Below are 21,249 nucleotides of genomic sequence, written 5' to 3'. Positions count from 1 at the left end.
GCAGGCAGACTGACCCCATCGGGGTCAGGCGAGGAAGCTCTGGGAGAAGCGGTATTGCAGGTGCCGGCGCTGCAGGCGGCGCCGGTGGATGCTGGCGAAGTGATCGCGAAAGCTCGTCCTCGGGTAGAAGAGGGCGGCGTAGAGCAGCAGGCCGCACAGCAGCAACAGTATGGCCTGCTGGGCCCAGCTCATGACCAGCTCGTAGACCACGCTGCCGGGCTGATGATCCCGGCTCAGGGAGTGTTCGAGGCGCAGCAGGTGGCTCTGATGGGAACCGATGAACTTGACGACACCGTCATCGCTGTCGCTCGCGCCGTGCTGGATCCGGGCGCCGTCGGCGGAGTCCGCGGCCTCCCCCATCAGCTGGGCGGCGTGCTGGGAAGCGGGTACCTTGAACCCCTCCACCGAAACGGTAGAGAGCAGCAGAGTGAGCGCGATGAGCAGGGTCATCGCCGCCAGTTTCACTTTGTCCAGCAGGCTCAAAAAGTTAATTCCCGAATAATAGAAAGGGCAAACTACCATAGCCCCCCCACAAGGACAAGGGCGGCAGGCCATGACGCCTGCCGCCCTTGCCGCGCGGATCCTGCCAATCAGCGGCTGCGGGTCATGGCCTCGAAGTCCTCGGCATAGTCCTTGAGCAGGGTGTAGAGGTGGGCGCGCTGGGAGAGATCCATCGACTGGCTGAGGGCGCTGAGCCACTGTATGGTGCGCTGGCGTGACTGGTCGGTGTAACCGGTGAAGCGGCCATCCATCAGGCCGTCCCCCTGTTGCAGCAGGCGGGTCAGCTCCCTGCCGAAGTCCGGGCTCTGGCGCTGCTTCATCAGCCGCTCCAGCTCCTTGGTCCAGGCCTCCTGGAACTCCAGCCAGGGGGGCATCATCTCGTATTGCCACTCGGCCCACTGGGCGATGAGCGGCTCCTGGGCCGGCTTCACCTTGCCAATCCAGAACACCAGCCGTTCGTTCATCTTCTCCCGAAACTCCTTGAGCATCTGCGCCTTGGGCTCGGTGGCGAAATCATGCTTGCGCTCCTGCTGGCGCTTCACTCGGTCGGTCATGAAGCGCGCCACCTGGGCATCGGTCAGGGTGCTGGCGAGGCGCACGGTGCGGGGAATGGCGTTCTCCAGGGTGCGGGTCAGGCTGGCCTGGGTGCGATCCAGGTGCAGGGTGACCTGGGCCGGGGTCATGGGGCTGGCCACCGCCCTCGCCAGGGCATCGAGATCCCGGGCATAGATGGGCAGCTCGTGCTGGCGATGCCAGGCCATGAGCCCCTTCACCTCCCTGTCCAGCAGGGTCTTCTGGCTGCGGTCCAGGGAGAAGTAGTCGTCCAGTTGCCAGACGATGGCCGAGTCGAGCCAGTAGTAGATCACCCGGGTCGCGCAGCCGGTCAGCAGCAGGCAGAGCAGCAGCAGGCTCCAGCTGCGGGGTTGACGCCATGAGAATCTGGTCACCATGCATGCCTCCAAGTCGTAGAAAATAAGCGTCGCGCTGGCCCTTGCCCGGACTCACTCCAGGCGCTGGCGGTTGGTGTCGATGAGGGCCTGATAGTCGGGCCCGGGTTGCTGCTCCGCCATCAGCAGTGCCCACAACAGGCCGATGTAATCGACCCAGGGCAGGAAGGCATCGGCCTGGAATCCTTTGCCATTGAGCAGCTTATGAGCGCCTCCCCTGCCTTCAAGATAGCAGCTCTCCAACTGGCACCGCAGCTCTTCGCTCCAGCCATGGGTGCGCTGTATGCTGGCCAGCTCGAAGCCGGGATGGCCGGCGGCGCCGTACTCCCAGTCGATGACCCAGGGTCTGTGGCCCAACAAGTTAGCCGGATTGAGATCGTGATGGCAAGGGAGCCAGCAGTCGTCCGGCTCCCGGCTCGCGAGCAGGGCCCGCTCCAGCGCCGGCAACCAGTCCGGGATCCGGGCAAGACGGGCACGATAGCCGGCGCTGTGGGCCCGCACCGCCATCACCACCCGGGGCACCGGCAGGCGATGCAGCCGCGCCAGCACCTCCGCCATCAAGGGCGGTTGCTCGGCGAGGGGCGGCGCCTGCTCGGCCCAGTTCGGCTCGTCGCACCACGCCAGCAGCATCAGGCCGGTGGCAGGATCGCCGTGATGGCAGGGCAAGGCCAGCCCCTGCCCCACGGCCCCCTGATAGAGCTGCCACTCGGTGGCCCTGTCGATGCCGAGCCGGACCGGATCCGGGTGGCCGCGCCGCAGGAAGCCGCTCTGCCCCGAGGGCAGATGCAGCCGGTAGTTGCCGTTGGTCAGGCCGCTCGCCAGTGGCTCAAGGCGTCCCTGGTTCCAGGGGGCCGGCAGGCTGGCCAGCAGGGTCAGCTCCGCCAGATCCCCCTGCTGCCGGGTCGCCTCACCAGCCAAAGGTGGAGGTCTTCGCCTGCTTGCGGATCTCTTTCTGATCGGCCCACAGCAGCTCGCCATTCTCCAGATCCATCAGGTTCATGGTCATCTGGTAGTAGACGTCCTTCACCTTGCCGTTGTCCTTGACGATGCTGGCCAGGTTGCCATAGACCATGTAGCGGGCGCCGGTCTGCTTGCCAAGGCGCACCATGGAGGCGGGATCCACCATGCCGCTGCTCTGCTGGTACTCGAGCTGCTGCTTGACCGCGCTCACCTTGCTCATGTCCACGAAGCGGAACTTGCCGGCGCGCAGCAGCTTGGTGCGGATGGTGTCTGTGATGGCCTCGGTGTCGATGTGCTCCGAGGTCTTGTTGCGGATGGAGTCCATGAACATCACGGGACGGCCCCCTGCGGTGATCTCGCCCGTGACCGGCGAGGCCAGCATGGAGTCCGCCATCTTGTCGGCGATGGCCTGCAAGTCGGAGGAGCCGTAATCCACTGTCACCGTCTCTGTCTCTGTCGCGTCGCCATAGCTGACGGTGGTGCTGGAGCAGCCCCCCAGCAGCAGGGCAGAAGTCAGGATCAGCAGGGCATGGTTCATTCTCATCAGTTCGATTCCTCAATCACTTCGCGTACGTAAATCCGGTAGCCCCGGGCGGCCGGGCTCGGCGCCAGGGCGGACAGGGTGCGGGTCTGGTAGCCATGCAGCTTGATGGGGGTCCAGCCGCGGCCATCGCTGGCCACCTCCTGCCCGGCGTCATCATACCAATAGAACAGGTATTGCAGCTTGTTGTCGCCGCGCTGGGTGCTGGCGGCGGCCACGTTGACCTGCAGCAGGCCGTTTTGCTGGCGGCGGCTCAGCTCGGTCAGGGTGACATTGACGTTCTGGTGCTGCTCGGCCACAGCCGCCGCCCCGGGCGCGCCATAGAGCGCCACCCCAGAGGTGTTGGTGGCGCAGCCCGCCAGCAGCAGTACCAGCCCGAGGGCCAAGCCATGTGCTTTCATCTTGCTCTCCTTGCCGGCGGCCAGGGGCCTGGCCGGTCATTCATCTGTGTTGCCATATCCGGTTCCCCTTAGAGGGGCATCACCCGGGTGCTCAGTCCTGCGCCGAGACGCTGCACCCAGACGAGCGTGGTGCGGCCGGCGTGCACTGTGAGGGGCAGGGTGCGCATGGTGCTGCCCGCCCCCAGCCGGAGTTGCACCTCCCCGGCCGGAACCATTCCCTGCCAGCTCGATGCCTCGGCGGGCAGGGTCAGCCAGCTGCGGGTATCGGCCCGCTCCGAGAGGGTGTTGAAGATCCCCACCAGTATGTTGCCCACATCCCCCCCCTCCTTGGCCGCGGTGCGCCGCACCTGCTCCTTGGCCACCAGCCGCAGCGCCTGGCGGGTCAGCATGCCGGGCAGCCGCTCCTGCAGATCCTTGGCCGCCAGCGCCTCCAGTCTGACCAGCTCGCTGGTCTGTTCGACTCGCTTGCCCACCGACACCGTCAGCGGGCCGGTGTCGCTGCCCCTGTTGTCGTAATAGGGTACCGCCACGGTGAAGGTACGAAAATCGCCGCTGGAGGTGGAAATCGGCAGGGGCAGGAAGATCTCCCGCCGCGCCGGGATCAGGCCATCTTCAAACAGCACCACCAGCTGGCCCTGATCCCTGGCCAGCGGCGGCACCTTGCGGCCCACCCTTTTCTCTGTCTCCTTGAGCTCGTCCACGGAGCCGCGAAGCCGGGCCAGGCGCAGCAAGGCATCCTGCAGGCTCCGGTTGTCCGGCGCTATCTGGTAGCCGCGCTGGTAGTCGACCCAGGCGTCGTTGAGATCCCCGGCCGCCTCGTAGAGCACGCCGGAGAAATAGAAGGTGTAGGCGTTCTGGAAACCGTTTTTCACCTGACCTATCAGGCGATCGAGATCGGGGGCCCCGCGCGACATCAGCTGGCGCATCTCCCCTTCAGTTGCGGTATCTGCCTCGGCCTCTTCGCTCTCTTCCTTGGCCTTGCGCACCTCGTCGGCCCGCGCCTTGAGCGCCCGCTCCTGCACCTGGTTGGCGCGGCGCACCTCCACCAGGGCCCCTTCGGCATCCCCCCGTTGCAGGTAGTTCAGCGCCAGATAGTGGTGCAGCATGGTGCGCTCGTAGTCCGGCGCCCGGTAGGCCATGGTCTGATCGTTGGTGAGCAGGCTGCCCGCCTGGGCCAGCCCCTGACTCAGCCGGTACTGGGCCTGCTTGTCTTCCCAGGCGAGCCGGCTGTCGGCGGCGGCAAAGCCCTGCTTGCTGATCGCATCCTGACCCGCCAGCCAGGCGATGCGGCCTCTCTCCAGCTGATCCAGCACATAGGTGTCGTTCCCCGGGGTCGATTCCCGCACCTTCGGCAGGGCCTCGGCGGCATGACCCAGCAGCAGCTGGTTGCGCAGAGGCACCATCTGATCGGAATAGGAGACGAAGAGATCTTGCCAGCGGGAGGCGCAGCCTCCCAGCAGCAGACCGGCCAACAGCAGGCCGGTCAATGAGGCGGGACGCATCACAGGCTGAGCAGGGGTCCCAGCGGCTGACCACCCACCAGGTGCAGGTGGATGTGATAGACCTCCTGCCCGCCGTGGCGGTTGCAGTTCATGATGAGGCGATAGCCATCCTCGGCGATCCCGGCATCCGCCGCCAGCTTGCGGGCCACGGTGAACATGCGGCCGAGCGCCAGCTCGTGATCCGCTTTCACGTCGTTGACCGTGGGGATCAGCACATTGGGCACGATCAGAATGTGGGTCTTGGCCTTGGGCTGGATGTCCCGGAACGCGGTCACCAGATCGTCTTGATAAAGGATGTCGGCGGGGATCTCCTTGCGGATGATTTTGCTGAAAATGGTTTCTTGCGCCATGGGTAACTCCTTTATATGAAAAAGAAAATTCAATGCAAAACTCAAGCGACTCCCAAAAATGTCGCCACAGCCCGCCAAGTGTGACACAAGCCGACATTTGACACAGCCGTTGTCCCAATCACTTCAGTTATTGTGAAGAATACCGATAGTGAGGATGACGTCCCGAGTACCCCAGCGGCATTCCCCGTGAGGGCATGCAGGGTACCAAAGGGACGGGGTACTCAGGCAAGGGACTTTTGCATAGACAGCGGGACAATAATGAAACAAACAATGTCAGACCTCTCGATCTTACAGAGAGTCTATCTGGGCTTTGCCATCCTGGTCGCCGTCATGGTCGCCAGCGCGGTACTGACCTTTCGCGGCCAGATCGAACTCAACGATGCCCTGGATCAGGTAACACAAGAGTCCATGCCGCTGGTGATCGCCAGCAGCCAGACCCAGATCAGCCTGCTCAGCGCCAACAAGTGGCTCACCGACGTGCTGACCGAGCAGGATCCCAAGCAACTGCCGGCGGAAGTGGCCGAGCTGCAGCAGGCCAAGGGCCAGGTCGACAAGATGCTGACGACCCTCAGGCAGCAGGTGGCGGCACACCCCGAATTGCAGGGGGAGATGACAGCCCTCGACAAGCTGGTGGCTGACTACCTGCAGCTGACCCAGACCCTGCCCACCGAGCACGAGGCCCTGCTCACCCGGCTGCACAAGGTCAACCAGGCCAAGGGCCAGTTCCAGGTCAGCCTGCCCCAGTTCAAGAAGAACCTCGGCGACATGATGGTCACCGTCGACGACAGCTTCATCAAGATGCTCTCCGAGACCCTGACCACCAAGCTCTCTGCCATCGAGCTCTCCACCATGGATGCCCTCAACCAGAGCATCCCCGCTCCCATCGAAGCGGCACTCAAGCGCAACAAGATGCAGATCGAGGGCTTCAACAGCACCATCAAGGATCTCCAGGGGGAGCTCAAGGACTTCGACAACAACATGGGCCACTACGTCCATGGCTTCGTGCGCGACACCACCGCCAATGAGGGTGTGCTCGCCCAGTACCTGGCGCTGATGAAGCAGCAGCAGAGCATGCGCGAGCAGAGCAAGCAGGCGAGCCAGCTCATCGTCAGCATCCAGAACAAGCTGGAGGGGATCACCGCCCAGAGCCAGCAGCTGATGAACGCCAGCATCAGGGCCTCCGATCGGGTGCAGACCCAGAGCACCCTGACCCAGGGGATCAGCATAGTCATCGCCATCTTCGTCGCCATCCTGGTGGCCTTCACCCTCGGCAAGGCCATCCGCCGCCCCCTGAAAGAGCTGCTGCGGGTACTGACCGAGGTGACCCAGGGTGACATGACCCAGCGGGTCGGCTTCAAGAGCCAGAACGAGTTCGGCCAGCTCGCCAGCCAGATCAACCTGCTGATCCAGCAGATGGGAGACGTGCTCAGGCAGCTCTCCCAGGCCTCGACCCAGCTCAACAGCGCCGCCCACGACAACCGCCACACCACCGAATCGGTGCGGGCGGATCTGGAGAAACAGCGTCAGGAGACCGCCTCGGTCGCCGCCGCCATGACCCAGATGGAGGCCTCGGTACGGGAGGTGGCCCAGGCCGCCAACCAGACCCTGGAGCGGGTGCAGGACGTGGAGAAGGCCTCCGAGATGGGGCGCAAGGTGATGGCAGGCAACATCACCACCACCCACCAGCTGGCGGGCAAGCTGCAGCAGACCGGCAAGGTGATCGGCGACGTGAGCGCCATGAGCGGCCAGATTGGCAACATACTCGACGTCATCCGCGGCATCGCCGAGCAGACCAACCTGCTGGCGCTCAACGCCGCCATCGAGGCGGCCCGGGCCGGCGAGCAGGGCCGCGGCTTTGCGGTGGTGGCGGACGAGGTGCGCAACCTGGCTGGTCGCACCGCCCAGTCCACCAGCGAGATCCAGACCATGATAGAGAACCTGCAGCAGGGGGTCGCCCGGGCGGTCAACGTGATGCAGGAGTGCTCCCGCGAGATGGACAGCTGCGTGGATCAGAGCTCCCAGGCCAACAACGCCATGGAGGAGGTGCAGGGCATCGTCGTGCTCATCAGCGACATGTCGAGCCAGATAGCCTCCGCCGCCGAGCAGCAGCAGGCCACCAGCGCGGACATCGCCACCAACCTCAACCGCATCTCCGACATCTCGGATCTCAACTATCAGGGCATAGAGCGGGTCGCCGAGACCAGCCAGCAGCTCGACTCCCTGGCCGAGCAGCAGGAGGGGCTGGTGCAGCGCTTCCGGCTCAGCGCCTGACTCATTCCACACTGTATTGTGAAGGGGCCAACGGGCCCCTTTTTCTTGCCGTTTTCATTGCCGCACCGGCCAGAGAGTGAAAGACGGATCCCGATCACGGACAGCCGTCCTCCTCTGGGCCAGCATAGTTCTATGTTTCCTTTTGCGACCCGGTCGCCCTCAGGATGTTGTCATTATCTCCCTTAGCCAGTTACTGCTGTTTGCCGCCGCCTCCCTGCTGATGGCGCTCACCCCGGGCCCGAACATGATCTACCTGCTCTCCCGCTCCCTCTGCCAGGGGCGGATGGCGGCCATCATGTCATGGGGCGGCGTGGTGCTCGGCTTCAGCGTCCACATGCTGTGCGCCGCCGTTGGCCTGACCGCGATCTTCATGGCGATCCCCATGGGCTATGAGCTGCTCAAAGTCGCCGGCGCCCTCTACCTGTTGTGGATGGCCTGGCAGGGGATAAAACCTGGCTCGACCTCCCCGTTCGAGCCATCATCCTTGCCTGCTCATTCCTCCGGCCGGCTGTTTCTGATGGGCCTGCTCACCAGCGTGCTCAACCCCAAGGTTGCCATCTTCTATCTCTCGGTGTTGCCCCAGTTCATCTCACCGGATGTGGGCTCCGTGCTCGGCCAGAGCCTGCAGCTCGGCACTGTACAACTGCTTATCAGCGCCGCCGTCAACCTGGGGGTAGCCCTCTCTGCCGCCCATATCTCGGGCTGGTTTGCCCGCCACCGGCTCTGGCTCGCGGTGCAGCGCTACCTGATGGCAACGGTACTGGGTCTGCTCGCCGTGCGTCTGTTGGCCCAAGGCCGCAGTTAGGCGAGACATTGCAGTCACCACGCTGATGGCCACTGTGCTCGGTTTGCTTGCCGCCCGTCTGCTGGCTCAGGGCCGCAGTTAAGGCCTGGCCGCCCTCAAGCAGGCAACAAAAAGGCTCCCATCGGGAGCCTTTTACTTTGAACAGGAGATGCCAGTTCAGGCGTAGGCGATGGCGCCCTTGCCGACCCCTTCATAGGCGACAATCTTGACGAACTTGTCCCCCACCTGCTTCTTCACTTCGCGGGCGATATAGTGAGCCAGCAGCTCTATGGTGGTGTCCGTGTCTATCATCTCCACCTCGGCGGCCGGCATGGCGAGCTGGAACAGCCCCTGGGGCGCCACGTACTTGAAGCCCAGGTGGTGTTCCCCCAGATGGGCCTTGGCCAGCTCGCTCAACGCCAGCTCGGAGAGGGCCACCTTGTCCTCCTGGGTGCCGAGGTAGATGTCGGCCCAGCGCTCGGCCCAGTTCAGCTCCAGCTCCTCGTCGCGCGCCCCGTCCACCTCGATCTCGACCGGAGAGCGATGGCCGTGGGCGATGCGCTGGCAGTTGCCGTCGTGCTTCTTCAGGCCGTGGCTGTAGTGGTAGAAGGCGCCCTCTATCTTCTCCTGGCGCAGGGTCAGGGAGAGATCCTTGATGTTGCCGGGCAACCGCTTGGCCAGCACCGCCAGCAGATAGCGGGTCACCGACTCCTTGTCCACCTGGGGGGCGGGTATGAAGGCAAAGCCCTGGGCCGGGCAGCGCAGGTGGATGGAGCGCCCCGGGCGCAGCAGATCCACGGTGCACTCGTCGCCATCCAGAGTGTGGACATGGACCAGGGGGCTCTCGGTCGGCACCAGCAGCTTGTGATCCACCTCTTCATCGATGATCGACTTGACGAGCTTCTTCACCCGCCCAAAATCCAGCAGCATGCTCATCTCATTGAGCTCGCCGCTCATCTCGATGTCCACCAGCCAGCTCTCCCCTACCATGCCGCGACGCTCGCACAGATAGCTGGAATCGATCACAGTCAAATCTCTAACAAATAACTTCATTACTCAGGCCTTGCTACAGAGAAAGTGCAGTTTGCGATATTATGACCCCGGATTATCGGCAAAGGAATGATTGATTTCTATCAGGATCCATTGCCAAGCCGCTTGGCATAAGGCTTGAGGCCAGTTTTATTGCCTCGTACGCATCCCATCAAACACCGCATTTCCCCGCATTTTACCCCTCTTTTTGCCCCAAAAATGCCCCAAGAAATTACCTAAGGATCTCGTATCACGCAGGCATAGAAAAGCCCGCACAGTGGCGGGCCAATCCGAATCCTTCCGCATCACGCTGACACGGTGGCTTCATCGCGAAGTTTTTCCAGAATGCGCGCGATCTTGCTTTCCTCCTCAGGCGCCAGGTCCAGCGTCTCAACAAACTCTTCCAGTTCGCTTAGTAGTGATTCCATCCGATCTCCCCCTTGCTCTCCCAGTCTCTCGACTGTGAAACACTGTATACCCATACAGTGAACTTCTTGAATTTATCATTTTCGGACTGGTTTGGGTATTAAAAATGGGGCCGCGGCCCCATCAGTATCAGTCAGCCTTGTCAGGCATCATCCGCTGTATCCTGTCAACAAGTGCCCTGCGCTCCTGAGGGCAGAGGTCGATAACCTCCAGCTCGACCAACAGGGCGGTTAGCTCGGCTTGCAGTTGGGCGGCGCTCATTGCACACCGCCAACACTGAACTGCTGAGCCAACTTTGTAAGCCCCTTCGGGGTGATGCGAACCTGCTCAAAAAGGCGCTCACCTCCATCAGCCAAGGGAACCATCGTCACCTTGTGCTCAACCAGCCCCTGCTGCACCTTGTCCTGATAACCAAGCCACTGCTTGCCGCCGGCACGCTTGTAGATCCAGCGCTGGCTGCACAGGTGCTGATTGAACTTCTTCGGCTGCTGTTGCAGCGCCTTGGCGGCCTCGGTCAGGTTCAGCGAGCCATCGGCCAAAGCGATCCTCTCCAGCGCCTCAACCTTGGGTTTGGCAGCCTCCATCTGCAGTTCCAACTCGTGATTGGCGGCCTCCAGGCGCAGCCGTTCTTGCTCGGACTGCATGGCGATCTGCAGGATCTCCATGGTAGTCAGCTGTGGGGTGACCGGGCCCAGCTTTCCGGTGCGGTAATCCAGAAACACCTGATTGACATGGAGCTGGAAGGCGGGGCTGATCCATCCGGCATAGGAGATCGCCAGCAACTCGTGGGCGAAGGTACCGCCGTTGCGGCCTTCAACGGAAACTATGCAAATCTGCACAGTTTGCTTTTCCAACTCAGCGACCAGCTCCTGCGCCTGCTTGGTGCGCAACCACTGAGCTGGGGCTTTGCTCGAACCAAGTTGACTGGCCCGGTGAAGGGCGTTCAGGTTGAACCGCCCCGCCTCGTCAGTGGTGATCTCCACCCCGGCGATTACCGGCTTGGAATTCAACGGCCCTGTCAAAACTTTGGTTTGCTGATACTGTTGTTGTATAGTCATACCGTAACTCCAATCATTTGCGTGCTTGGTTTACATTCCTCGGCCTTGGCGGTTGCACCCGCTGGGGCCGAATTCTTTTTTTCCTCATGCCACTTCTCTCTCTGCATCCCCACTCTCTCTTTTCATCTCTGTGTAAAGGATGGAGATTACCTCTCTGGTCAGGCTTACGCCGTTATCAACAGCTCTGTGCCCTAGCCATTTCTTCAGATCTTCCGGCAGCCGGATTGATGTTGGTGGTACTTGGTGGCTCACCATATCCCCCTGTGTTGTTGCTTACTCATGAATGTTACGAGAGTTAACACCTCAACCCCTCCACTCAGGCTAGAGTCAAAATGATTCAGAGTCAAATAGATTCTTTGCTTTGTGATTCTATAAGAGCCATTATCAGTGGTGATAATGCTTAAATACCTACATATAAGCACGGGAACAAAAATGACCCAAACGAAACCCTTCCCGCTAAGAATGCCTGATGATATGCGCTCATACCTTCAAGAAAGCGCAGATAACATGGGGCGCTCTCTGAACGCGGAAATTATTCATAGAATTCAATGTAGCATCGAGTCAGATATATCTAAGTCTGGCGACCATATCTCACATATATATCCAAAGAATTACAATTCAGAAACAGACCCATCATTGCCGCCAAACATCATTATATTAAGCGATGAAGTTCATAAAGCTCATGCAATGTATTTAAATGAAGATATTAGTGATGTTGTTAAATTCGTTAGGGAAGAAATGAAAAAAAATAAATGTGATAATAAGGAGGGTTAGCTTGGTGGTGAAAAAATTAATTACAGCTGCGTTTGTTTTTTTGGCATTCTTCACTTCGTCATTTACGTCCTTTGCGAGTGAAAGCGCGGATAAATTCTGGAGTGACTTAGATAGTAAAATCACCCAAGAATCACTTAACCAAGATAAATCTGTCAAAATAGAGGTTGATACCAAACTTTCAAACCCCACCAAAATATTAATCTCTCTTTTGTCGATATCTGCTGTTGTTTTGGTTTTCTATTTTTCAACCAAGAAGATTAAGTCTAACTCAAAGGCGAGAACTGTCATCCTTAGTTCAGCTATGATTATTTTTGTAATGATGTGTGTAGTTCCACCATGGAAGTATGTTGTGAACACAAGCATGACTAGGAAGGAGACTCCTGCTGGATACTCACTAATTTATATATCTCCATCCACCGAAGGGTTAACAATTAACACCGGTGTAACCATCGACGTAGAGAGACTTTTTATCCAATTGGTAGCGCTTGCCGGCCTTACATCAATATTTCTAATCAACACAAAGAAATAAATCACGCTAGCTGAACAATTACAGCAATTGCAAATCCAACCAGGGCAATGAAAAAGCTGAATGCCATAAAGTCATCCAGATCACTCCTGCTGGATTTGCTGAAACACCAGCCCCCTGCAGCAAAAGGAATAAGTGCCAGGGTGAAGCTGAAACTGAACGCTTTCAGCGCCACCACCATCATTATCAGCGCGAGCAGTATCCACATGGTCTTTTCCTTTTAGAGAAAGACCTAATTCTACCTCCAATCTCTGTGACCAAACCAGGGCCGGAATTGTGGAGCACCTTGCTGCCCTCAACTTCACTCTCAATCTCTATCCACTTTAGAAATTTGCAAATATTGAAATATTTTCTCTTTTCTGAGTGCAAGTAGTCTTGCATCAGCCAAAGTAGTGGTACTACCCCACCTAAGAAGAAAACCACAAGGGAAAAAACAAAATTGCCATTACTTTTAACTAGTTCCGTGGATACAACCAATGATGTAATTGTAGATAAGAACAATATGAAGATTGGGTTATGAAAAACACTGGATATATCAATTTTTTTAAACCTAGCATCATTCCATTCCAGTAAGTCTTTTATAGGAAGGTTAGACAGTACGCTATTCTCTTTAAAATCCGATTTGAACATACGATAGCGTGCATACAACTCTCTTTCAGATGCGGGCAACATTGAGCACTCTCCAACCTCCCTGCCATTCTTCCAAGAAAGAATATGGCCTACGAGCAAAGCGAGTGAAAACTCAGAAAAAATAGTTGCCACTAAGTTGTATGCGCTCCCATAAGTTCCCCAAAAGACACCAAATGACATTACTGCATATAATGTCATGCCTGATATATACCACATGGAGTGCCCATTACGCTGCAACAAACCAATGCGACTGCACTGCTTATATATATAAAACAATTCATTCCAATGATTAACGTAATCCATTACGGCTCCAGATAAATGTCATCTACTTCTGAGGAGTCAAATCTATTATTCCCCCCAAAGCAAACGATTTTTGTTGACTGCCTGATACACCAGGTCATTGCGGCGTGCCAGCAGCTCGTCAATGCGCCGGCGCTTTTCCTCTGCCGCCATGGTGCGGTCACGCTGGATCAGTTCAATCTTGTTGCGCACCACACGCACTTGCTGCTGGGTACGGCTCAGGCTTCGCCGTGACTTCAAGATCCCGCCCTGCTCCTCCAGCAGCTCGTTCGCCTTGTCGGTCAGCCCTTCACTGCGGTATTGGTCCACTGTGCGCTTGAGCTGGTTCACCTCGTTCAGCATCCGGTAGAACTCTTCCATGTGCTGAGTGGACTTTGCAGGGCCAGTACCGCGGTACACCGCTTTCACCAGCGGGATCTCGTCTGCCCGCCAACTTGCAGACTCCCCAGGTCGGGCAGCCCGGATCACGCCGTCAGCGGCAGCCATCACATAGCTGCCCATGGTGCCGGTGTAACCGATCACCAGGTGCTCAAGCTGCTTGGGCGAGAAGCCAGTGAGCTCCCCCAGCTCGCGCATCAACAGGCTGGTCTGCTCGTTGTAGCGAGCCTCTGCCATCACAGCCAGATCCTGCGGGCCGTCGATAGGACCTCCCCGGAAGCTGTCATAGTTGAAGGCTGCCTCCACCATCGGCTTGACGATCTGGGGGGTCGGGTTGAGGGCGAAGGTGTCGCCAATCGCCCTGGCCACGGCCTTCCCAAACTGAGACCCGGTATCCTTGTCGCCCAGGGCCCGCACCATGCGCTCGGGAATGGTGCCGAAAAGCACGCCAATCTCGAACGGCTTGGGGATCCGCCAATGGTGCTCGCCAAGCCAGAAGTGCCAGTTTGCATCCTTGTCCCAGTCCGGTAGCTCCTCATAGCGCTCGTCGTCCCAGTTGTGCGCCAGTAGTGCCAGGCTCGCTGCCGTGATCATGCCTGCACGTTTGGCAATGGCGCGCGGGTTGTCTCGCAGTTCGCGGGTCAGCTTGCCAAGCCCCTGCACCCGGGCATTGAAGAACGGCAGCACCTGGGTCATGACTTGCATGGTGCGCGATGCCCCCAACATCGAGAAATCCATCAGATCCTTCGACTCGAACGCCGCCTGGGCGTGGCTCTTGCCGGCCTTGATGGCGGCGTCATAGACCGCCTCACGGTTACCGTTTTCAACCGCCTCACCCACCCTGCTGTATTTCTCCCATGCGTCAGCCACCACACCCTTGGCATGCGCCGCATTGCGGATGATGCTCTTCTCGTAGCGGGCGATTTGCTCCGGGGTCATCCCCTTGCGGCGCAGCGACTTACGCACGGTATCGGCCATGGCCTCCGGGTCATTGCCATTCACGTAGCCGCCCAGGAAGGAGGCTCCGCTGAACATCACATCGATGGTGCTTCCATCCATGGTCAGGGTCTTTTTCACCCCCTTGATGGAGTCAATCATCGGCTTGAAGCCGTCCTTGCTGATGGCCCAACTGGAGAGGGAGTCGCGCAAGAAGTTGCGCAGCATGAACTCCGGTGAGGCTGTCACCCCGGCGGTGAGCAGGCGCTTGGCTTTGGCGGCCATATTGACCATGGTGCCGAACGGCTTGCGGTCGAAGAAGGTCATGGCGCGATAGAGGTCCGGATCCTCAACCCGGATCATGTAGTCCTCCCCCTCCAGCTTCACGGTGATCAGGTCTTTCCCATTCTTAAGGGCACGCCAATCCATCATGTTGGGTTTGGCAACCACCTCGATGATGCCGGTGTCAGCCAGGTTCCAAACGGTCTTTTGGGCTGCCATGTTCTTCATGGAGGCGTCGATCAGACTGGATGTGGAGGTGAAGATGTTCTCGAGCAGATCGGCGGTGTTGGCCTCTCCGCCCTTGAGCTTCTTGATGCCGGCATTCTGGTTTGCAATCCCCTTTGGCTTGAAGGGGGCCAACACGTCGCCATCCTCCGACTCACGGAAGAAGGGGATATACCACTCGCTTTCGAACTCGGCCCTGGCCTCCTTGGTAAAGAGGCCCGCCTCTTGCGCCAGGTCCAGAGTGGCGGCATTGAGCCGGTTCCAGCGCGCCTTGGCCTCAAGGAAGACCTTCTCCTTACCCTTGCTCAGCCCTTTGAGGGAAGCAATGTCCTGTTCGCTCAGCAGGTTCTCGCGGCCCTGCTCCATCAGGAGCTCGGCCCGGTGGCCAGCCATCCACCCCAGCCAGTTGTGCAGGTCCATGCCCAGGTCGGAAAAGATACCCAGCAGCGCATCCTTCTCGCCAGTACCCGCCTTGCGCTGGATCACTCCATCCCGCCACTCCGGCAGACCATAGAGCATGGTCGCCTGCATCGTAGAGGCAGCACCAGTCGCCATCCGTGCCGCCACGTAGCCGGAATCGGCAGCATCGGTAATCCCGGCTGCGTCCTCGGCGTACTTGATGGGGGCCAGCGCATCGAGCACCTCGGTGTTGGCCTTCTTGATGACACGATCTACCCATGAGCTGACCACGCCACGGTCAACTTGACGGAGCTTGTTAAGGCTGGTTTTGGTCTTGTCGATGATGTCGGGCTTTGCGCCGAGATTCAGCTTTCCCATAGCCTTGTCTGCGGCGGTGGCCGTCTGGCTCATCCTGACACCACCTTTCTTGATCGGCGCCTGTGCATCCTCCTGACTGAACTTCTTGCCACCATCAGGGCCGTTGTCCTCTGGGCCAGTCCGCTGCAACTTTTTACCCAGCCCCTCGATAAGAGAGCGGGTCTCCGCAGCCGTGATGCCATCCGGCACGAAGCCGACAGCCCGCAGCGCCTTGGTGATCATGGCAACCACCCGATCCCAACCACGGCCCCAGGCCCCCTGCTCCAATTCCGCCAGATGAGCCACCACTTCCTCGGCTTTGGTGCCGATGTCCTCGTCAGCGTAATGGGTGTTTACCCAGTCCCACACCGGCTTCATGCTGGGGTCCTTCTGCGACTGGATGAGGCGGCTCATCAGCTTGGTGTATTCCCCGTCGCCCAGCACGTTGGCAAGGCCGTAGTGGGCCAGCACTTCATGCCGCAGGATCTCGCGCATCCGCTTGGGGTCAGAAATGGTGTCCGCAGCTACGTGCAGGGTGCCGGCATCGTCGTCAAACGCCGCGCGACGGATCAATCCTTCCTTGGCATCCAGCCCCAGGGCCCCTTCAAGCTCCCCCTGGGTGGAGTGGATCTGCACCTTGATGCCGCTCGCCCCCCGGTACTGCTTGAACCAACCATGGGAAACCAACTCAGCTTCTTTACGGGTCAGGTGCTTGGCCGGCTTGTTCCCTTGTGCCATTGCCTGCTTTGAGAAGCGGATTATGCGTTCAGGCTTGTCGTCCTTGGCTGGCTCATCGGCTTGCTTGCCGATCACCTCTTCGCCCGTGCGGATGTTCTGGCGGGTGCGCTTTCCGCTGCGAATGCCTTCACCAACAGCCCGGATCAGGCTATCGAGCTCGTGCTCCTTGATGGGGCCCTTTGCCAAACCGGCCTTGCGCAACATGCGGGAGAACTCGGTCTTGATACCGTTCCATGCCTGGATGGTGCGCGACGGCAACTCGTTTTCAGTAAGGTGGGCAAACACCTCTTCCGCCTGGTGCTGCTCACTTTTATCGCCATACATCTCCGGGCGGGAGATTTCTGACCAGGCAGGAGCAAGCCATTTCTCACTTTTGGCATCACTCAGCTTTTGGAGGAGAGCTCGCTTATTTTCAGGCGTAAACGTGTCCAGGCCATAGTGACCCAGGACCTCATGACGTAACGTAGAGACGACTTCCGCTTTTGCTCTTTCAACTCCTCCCATACCCTGTTCATTTCGTGGCGCAGGTCTGTTCTGCTGTAAAAGACGGGGATCTCCAGATACCCCTCTTTCTCCCCCTGCGCCTTCGTGAACACCCTGACGCCCGGCTCTGCGGGTGATGCTGTCTGCGATGAGGTGGACTTGCTGCTTGCCGGGGAGGTATCCCCCATCCCGCCATCCAATTTGCTCGGGGCTGCCTTCTGGTCCATAAAGGTCCTCTTGAGTTTGACCAACAATAAAGTCGAGTGACTGAGCCCCTTTATACTCACGTCTAAAGTCAGAAACAATCTGAGCCACATCGTCAGCGGACAGTCCCTCCCGCTGCTGAGACATGCGGACTTTCTTGGCGACTGGCTTGGTGGTATCCCCCTCCTTCACCCAGCGCTTGAACGATTCCACCGGCATCGCCTTGATGGCACCCAGTCCTTTCCAGCCCGCCTCGTAGTTGCCAAGGTAGCCTTCCAGGGCGGCCTGCTCGTCGGCAAAGCCCATCATCACCTTGTGCTCGTCAAACTTCCCGGTTTTGGGGTCCACCTGGTCCACCACATAGACCGTCTCACTATCCGGCTTATCGCCGATGAACACATCGACATGATCGCCGTCCGCCCCCAGGGTACGCTTGATATAGCCATAGTCGTGGGCCATGGTGGATTGCCACTCCTTGCCATCCGGGTCAATACCTGAACGGGTGGATCCCTTGGGGTTTTCGAGCGCAATATCCAACCCCTGCAGCGTGAGGTGGCCCTTCTTGTAGTTCCCCGCCTCCTTCTGCGCCTCGGTGGGTTCCGGCGCAACCTCGGAGCGAGCCGCCTCTATCATCCGAGCCGGCGCACTGCCTGCCATCTCTTCTCGATCACGGCGCAACTGGATATAACGCTCGAGATCCATCTTCTCTTGGCCTGCCTGACGAGCCCCCTCATTGGCTACTGCGGCACCGGTGCGACGCCCACCATTGCCATTCATCTCGTGCCGACCAGCCAACTGCAAATCCGCAATGGTACCGCCGAGGTTCTGGTGGCGTTTTTCCAACTCATTTATGGTCATCCCGCCAAAGCGGTTGTCCATGCGCCCAGCAAACTCGCGCTCAGACTGTTCCCAGCGCTCCTCGCGAGTCGGCACGGGGTCCCCCTTCTCGAAAGCCCTCCGGTAGGCCTCCCGCGCCCTGTCAATAGCGCCCTCTTTGGTGTTGGAGGTAAACCAGCCAGCCCCAACAGCAGATCGGTACTTCCAGCGTCCGGCATGCTCCTTCAGCAAGTCGCGATCAATAAGATCTACCTCGGTTGGCTCCGGAACTACCCCACCTCGAGCAGCCTCGACCAGTGCCGAAGGCTCATTGGCGGCCGGAGCAGTAAGGCCTCGCACCTTGGCAGTGAACGACTTGGCTACTACCAGGCCACCCTTACCCGGGATCGCCTTCACGCCGTTATCCTTAGCCCACTGCTTGATGATCGGCACTTCGCCTTTCAGGGTGATGGTGCCATCAGGGTTATCAATCATCTCCGACCAGGGTGTCGGCGCCGCCGCTGGCCCGGCAGTCGTGCGAGCCTGTTCAGCTTGCGCCTCTTCAGATACAGCAACCCCGGCAGGTGCCGGGGCTGTCAGTGAATTTTCCTCTCCTGGTTGGGTAACAGGTACAGGTGCAAGAGAAGTGCCATCTGCCGGATCTCCGGGTCCAGCTCGTTCCGCGAGTTCGGCAGGGGTTGGTCCAACACTTGTTGCAACCGGATCGCCTGCGCCAGGCTGATCGCGTTGTCCTTCACTGCTGATTGCAGGTACTGGGGTAACTGGCTCATTGCTCACCTCTGTCTGGGGTTGGTTGACGGGGATCACCTCGCGGTATCCGGTATCGATAGCTGGTACTAATTGGCTGGCCTCGCCCGCTGTGGCAGACGGTGCCGGAACTGTTTCAGCGCTTACGCTTGCAACTGGCTGATCAGATGGTTGATTCGGGTCGGTGACACTGATGTCGTCGAGTTGTGGGGCGCTTGATTGCGTGGTTGCAGCCGCCTTCACCTGCTCGACTTCGGCGATCTCGGCCACCCCGAAGCCGCCGCCATTGAGCGGAACCGGGGTTTCCTTACCCTTGCGGCTGGCTATGGCGGCCTCTTTCTCGCTGGCGAACGGCTTGCCTTTGCGGGTAATGCGCAGAGATTGCAGGGGGCCAAACACGCTATCTGTGGCGCTGCCAGCCTTGACGATGGATTGCCTGACTGGGGAACGCGGATCCCGGGTGGACTCCTCCCCCAGGGTGTTATCAACCTGGTCGCGGGACAGGCGCGGCGGGGTGTACGCGCTATTCCGGGTGTCGGAGCCGGGTTTACCACTGGCGAAGATGATATCCGACTTGCCGATCTGGGCCGGCATTTTGCCCTGTGGCTGCGCTTGCTGCTCACTACCGTTGGATTTCCCAGCCTCCCGTTGGCGCTGGTCAGCACCGTAAATCACGTCTCGGTGAGGCAACTCGGTGCCCACCTCACGGGCCTCGCCATCGACCACGGCTCCCGGCAGCTCGCCGGCAGGGTTGGCGGTGGCCGCCTCTGGCGGAAGCAGATCCCCCTCCTGCCCACTCTGCCAGTGGGTGCGCTTATTTCCTCGATACTGCGGACCGGTGCCGGCCTGACGATCATCATGATCACCCGGTGCCGCAACCGCCTTTCCCTTGGGCTTGGCATTGGCATCACCGGCAAAGATAACATCCTTGAGCGGCAGCGCCAGGCGCTGGTTCTCCATAGCCACTTGCTGGGCGCTCTTATTGCCAGCGAAAGGGTCAACCCCGAGCTCACCGGCCTGAGCTCGCTCATAGAGGCTCTTGCCCTGATCACCCGCCTGCATCTGGGTGGCCACCAGATCCTGCACGGTCTGGCCGAACTCACCCGCCAAGGCGCGCTGCACCTCGCTATCAGCCGCCATCCCCTTGTAGCGATCAGCGGTATCGTCTTGACGCAGATAGGCGGGAACATCACGCAGCTCGTCAAACTGGCTCCCACTGGGACCGAGCGGGTTCAGATCTCCCTCAGCCTGTGTGGCGGAGGGCGCCTGCTCGCCACCCTCCTGTGGACCGAATGCAGAGACCGGATCCCCTGCGGGGCCTGCTGCTTCCTCCGTTACCGTCGCGGAAGGTTCTGAAACCGGATCGGTTCCTACGTCCTCCTCTGGGCCGGCATGCTTACTACCTCGCGCCCCACCGACAGCACCTACCGCACCACCTGTCCCCATCCCTATCAAGCCGCCCTCGATCGCGCTCGACATGACCCCCTTCATCGGGTCGATATCGGCGGCGGCCACCTCGTTGAGGGATTCGTTGACGGCGTATTGCTGCACCCCCTCCTCCAGGGTTTCACCCACACCCTCCCCCATGGCCCCTTTGGCTGCGCCTTTCAGCACGCCACCGGTGGCCGCCTTGCCAGCCAGCATCTTGAACAGCATGGCGTCGCCCATCATGGAGCCCATGGCGGCGGCGCCCCAGGTCTTGGCGTCGCTCATGGTGGCGCGGCTGGCTAGGTTCGCCGTCTCTTCCCGGGCCAGCGCCAGCTTCTCCTCATCGGAGAGGTGCTCAGTCTGCTGGTCCTGGTCGATGCGAGTGAAGGACTGGCGGAAGGTGTCGCTGGCCGCCAGCTCGTCAAAGCTCATGCCCAGCACGGTGTCACGAGTGTTCACCCCCGCACTGCCGACTGACCCGGTCGCACCAGTGGTGACGGCGGCGCCGGTGGCAATTTTGGACACGGCCTTGGCGGCAACCGCTTCGGCTATCTCCTGGGTCGCGCCACGCTTGACCATGGATGCGGTGACAGCGCGGCCAATAGAGGCTTTGGCTGCCACCCCTGTCACCCCGCCTGCCGCCAGTGTCGGCAGCAAGGAGCCAACCCCCTGCGCCATCTTCATGGCCCAGACATCGATATCCCCCGCGCCATCCCCCAGGGTCAAGCGTCCCTCCGGCGTTTCATCGACCAGTCGGCGGCTCATGGCCTCTTTGGCATCAGGGCTCATACCTTCGGAAAGCGACTCGGCGCCAGACTTTGCCAGATCACCCGCTCCCGCAACGAAGTCCAGCACAGGACTGAGTTTGCTCGCCAAGTTGGCGCGGGACTGATCCAGGTAGTCGCCCCCCTGCTTCCCGGCATTCTCTTTGCCGAAGTTGCTTGCCTGCCGTGCCAGCTCACCAATGCCGCCCACCAGATCAAGTGCGCCAGCGCCCACCCCGCGGGCGACATCGCCCAGGCCGACATCAAGATCACGTTTGGCTACAGGCTCGGATGGTTGGGGTGTTGCAGCCGCTGCGGCAGACAGGCTGCTATCGAGCGAGCTCCAGAAGGGGTCATTACGAGTGTCAGATTGTCGCGGTTGTGGCAGGGCGTCACGCAGTCCAGGTTTGTCCATGGTGTCCTCGGCTTTCGGGCAAAAGAAAAGCCCCGAGCGGCGAACCGATCAGGGCT

General features: G+C 59.9%; 17 protein-coding genes. 4 read left to right on the top strand and 13 right to left on the bottom strand.

The features are described from left to right. Window positions 1-24: 24 nt before the first annotated feature. The 7 genes from ACWPWQ_RS16930 to hinT form a co-directional block, all read right to left on the bottom strand. Entirely contained in the window at window positions 25-522 is a 498-nt protein-coding gene (locus ACWPWQ_RS16930; protein ID WP_454010320.1) for a hypothetical protein, read from the bottom strand. Between the two features lie 68 nt (window positions 523-590). Beyond that, a complete protein-coding gene (locus tag ACWPWQ_RS16925) occupies window positions 591-1,451 on the bottom strand; it encodes a DUF6279 family lipoprotein (protein ID WP_139436046.1) in 861 nt (286 codons plus the stop codon). A 51-nt stretch (window positions 1,452-1,502) separates the two neighbouring features. Next, window positions 1,503-2,366: a phosphotransferase gene (locus tag ACWPWQ_RS16920; RefSeq protein ID WP_319912969.1), complete on the bottom strand. Its 864-nt coding sequence runs from the start codon at window positions 2,364-2,366 to the stop codon at window positions 1,503-1,505. Beyond that, a complete protein-coding gene (gene lpoB, locus ACWPWQ_RS16915; RefSeq protein WP_319912968.1) occupies window positions 2,356-2,952 on the bottom strand; it encodes a penicillin-binding protein activator LpoB in 597 nt (198 codons plus the stop codon). Before lpoB ends, ACWPWQ_RS16920 begins: the two co-directional genes overlap by 11 nt. After that, complete coding sequence (locus ACWPWQ_RS16910) at window positions 2,952-3,350, bottom strand: YcfL family protein (RefSeq protein WP_139436040.1); 399 nt, start codon at window positions 3,348-3,350, stop codon at window positions 2,952-2,954. Before ACWPWQ_RS16910 ends, lpoB begins: the two co-directional genes overlap by 1 nt. Before the next feature lie 68 nt (window positions 3,351-3,418). After that, window positions 3,419-4,852 carry a COG3014 family protein gene (locus ACWPWQ_RS16905; RefSeq protein WP_454010319.1) on the bottom strand — a complete coding sequence of 478 codons (1,434 nt, stop codon included), beginning with the start codon at window positions 4,850-4,852 and terminating at the stop codon, window positions 3,419-3,421. After that, entirely contained in the window at window positions 4,852-5,202 is a 351-nt protein-coding gene (hinT, locus tag ACWPWQ_RS16900) for a purine nucleoside phosphoramidase (RefSeq protein WP_454010318.1), read from the bottom strand. The genes ACWPWQ_RS16905 and hinT overlap by 1 nt, the downstream gene beginning before the upstream one ends. Window positions 5,203-5,460: 258 nt before the next feature. Here hinT and ACWPWQ_RS16895 point away from each other — a divergent pair, with 258 nt between their 5' ends. Both ACWPWQ_RS16895 and ACWPWQ_RS16890 read left to right on the top strand, forming a co-directional pair. Then, window positions 5,461-7,473 carry a methyl-accepting chemotaxis protein gene (locus ACWPWQ_RS16895; RefSeq protein WP_454010317.1) on the top strand — a complete coding sequence of 671 codons (2,013 nt, stop codon included), beginning with the start codon at window positions 5,461-5,463 and terminating at the stop codon, window positions 7,471-7,473. Window positions 7,474-7,615: 142 nt separating this feature from the next. Continuing rightward, a complete protein-coding gene (locus ACWPWQ_RS16890; protein ID WP_454010316.1) occupies window positions 7,616-8,278 on the top strand; it encodes a LysE family translocator in 663 nt (220 codons plus the stop codon). A 156-nt stretch (window positions 8,279-8,434) separates the two neighbouring features. Here ACWPWQ_RS16890 and ACWPWQ_RS16885 read toward each other — a convergent pair whose 3' ends face one another. The 3 genes from ACWPWQ_RS16885 to ACWPWQ_RS16875 form a co-directional block, all read right to left on the bottom strand. Beyond that, on the bottom strand, window positions 8,435-9,310 hold the full coding sequence (locus ACWPWQ_RS16885) for a 6-carboxytetrahydropterin synthase (protein ID WP_454010315.1): 876 nt from the start codon (window positions 9,308-9,310) through the stop codon (window positions 8,435-8,437). A gap of 281 nt (window positions 9,311-9,591) precedes the next feature. Further along, complete coding sequence (locus ACWPWQ_RS16880) at window positions 9,592-9,714, bottom strand: hypothetical protein (RefSeq protein ID WP_258039730.1); 123 nt, start codon at window positions 9,712-9,714, stop codon at window positions 9,592-9,594. A gap of 255 nt (window positions 9,715-9,969) precedes the next feature. Beyond that, complete coding sequence (locus ACWPWQ_RS16875) at window positions 9,970-10,770, bottom strand: phage antirepressor KilAC domain-containing protein (RefSeq protein WP_454010314.1); 801 nt, start codon at window positions 10,768-10,770, stop codon at window positions 9,970-9,972. 432 nt (window positions 10,771-11,202) lie between these two features. On the opposite strand from ACWPWQ_RS16875, the gene ACWPWQ_RS16870 reads away from it, so the two are divergent. Together ACWPWQ_RS16870 and ACWPWQ_RS16865 are read left to right on the top strand one after the other, a co-directional pair. Next, window positions 11,203-11,544: an Arc family DNA-binding protein gene (locus ACWPWQ_RS16870; RefSeq protein ID WP_454010313.1), complete on the top strand. Its 342-nt coding sequence runs from the start codon at window positions 11,203-11,205 to the stop codon at window positions 11,542-11,544. A gap of 1 nt (window position 11,545) precedes the next feature. Then, window positions 11,546-12,073, top strand: coding sequence for a hypothetical protein (locus tag ACWPWQ_RS16865; protein WP_454010312.1), 528 nt, complete (start codon window positions 11,546-11,548; stop codon window positions 12,071-12,073). Between the two features lies 1 nt (window position 12,074). Here the strand turns inward: ACWPWQ_RS16865 and ACWPWQ_RS16860 are convergent, their stop codons facing one another. From ACWPWQ_RS16860 to ACWPWQ_RS16850, 3 genes are read right to left on the bottom strand one after another with little or no spacing between them, the layout of a single operon-like run. Next, on the bottom strand, window positions 12,075-12,278 hold the full coding sequence (locus ACWPWQ_RS16860) for a hypothetical protein (protein WP_454010311.1): 204 nt from the start codon (window positions 12,276-12,278) through the stop codon (window positions 12,075-12,077). Further along, window positions 12,257-13,003 (bottom strand): hypothetical protein, encoded by a 747-nt coding sequence (locus ACWPWQ_RS16855; protein ID WP_454010310.1) that lies wholly within the window; start codon window positions 13,001-13,003, stop codon window positions 12,257-12,259. Before ACWPWQ_RS16855 ends, ACWPWQ_RS16860 begins: the two co-directional genes overlap by 22 nt. A gap of 45 nt (window positions 13,004-13,048) precedes the next feature. Next, entirely contained in the window at window positions 13,049-21,193 is an 8,145-nt protein-coding gene (locus tag ACWPWQ_RS16850; RefSeq protein WP_454010309.1) for an LPD38 domain-containing protein, read from the bottom strand. Window positions 21,194-21,249: the final 56 nt, after the last annotated feature.

The sequence above is a fragment of the Aeromonas sp. Marseille-Q7275 genome, assembly GCF_965119515.1.
The sequence above is the reverse complement of the archived record's forward strand: the minus strand, read 5'-3'. Positions and strand labels throughout refer to the sequence as shown.

Coding starts and splice junctions, on each gene's coding strand:
- ACWPWQ_RS16930 (WP_454010320.1), bottom strand. CDS start 522: ATGGTAGTTTGCCCTTTCTATTATTCGGGAATTAACTTTTTGAGCCTG.
- ACWPWQ_RS16925 (WP_139436046.1), bottom strand. CDS start 1,451: ATGGTGACCAGATTCTCATGGCGTCAACCCCGCAGCTGGAGCCTGCTG.
- lpoB (WP_319912968.1), bottom strand. CDS start 2,952: ATGAGAATGAACCATGCCCTGCTGATCCTGACTTCTGCCCTGCTGCTG.
- ACWPWQ_RS16910 (WP_139436040.1), bottom strand. CDS start 3,350: ATGAAAGCACATGGCTTGGCCCTCGGGCTGGTACTGCTGCTGGCGGGC.
- ACWPWQ_RS16905 (WP_454010319.1), bottom strand. CDS start 4,852: ATGCGTCCCGCCTCATTGACCGGCCTGCTGTTGGCCGGTCTGCTGCTG.
- hinT (WP_454010318.1), bottom strand. CDS start 5,202: ATGGCGCAAGAAACCATTTTCAGCAAAATCATCCGCAAGGAGATCCCC.
- ACWPWQ_RS16895 (WP_454010317.1), top strand. CDS start 5,461: ATGAAACAAACAATGTCAGACCTCTCGATCTTACAGAGAGTCTATCTG.
- ACWPWQ_RS16885 (WP_454010315.1), bottom strand. CDS start 9,310: ATGAAGTTATTTGTTAGAGATTTGACTGTGATCGATTCCAGCTATCTG.
- ACWPWQ_RS16880 (WP_258039730.1), bottom strand. CDS start 9,714: ATGGAATCACTACTAAGCGAACTGGAAGAGTTTGTTGAGACGCTGGAC.
- ACWPWQ_RS16875 (WP_454010314.1), bottom strand. CDS start 10,770: ATGACTATACAACAACAGTATCAGCAAACCAAAGTTTTGACAGGGCCG.
- ACWPWQ_RS16870 (WP_454010313.1), top strand. CDS start 11,203: ATGACCCAAACGAAACCCTTCCCGCTAAGAATGCCTGATGATATGCGC.
- ACWPWQ_RS16860 (WP_454010311.1), bottom strand. CDS start 12,278: ATGTGGATACTGCTCGCGCTGATAATGATGGTGGTGGCGCTGAAAGCG.
- ACWPWQ_RS16855 (WP_454010310.1), bottom strand. CDS start 13,003: ATGGATTACGTTAATCATTGGAATGAATTGTTTTATATATATAAGCAG.
- ACWPWQ_RS16850 (WP_454010309.1), bottom strand. CDS start 21,193: ATGGACAAACCTGGACTGCGTGACGCCCTGCCACAACCGCGACAATCT.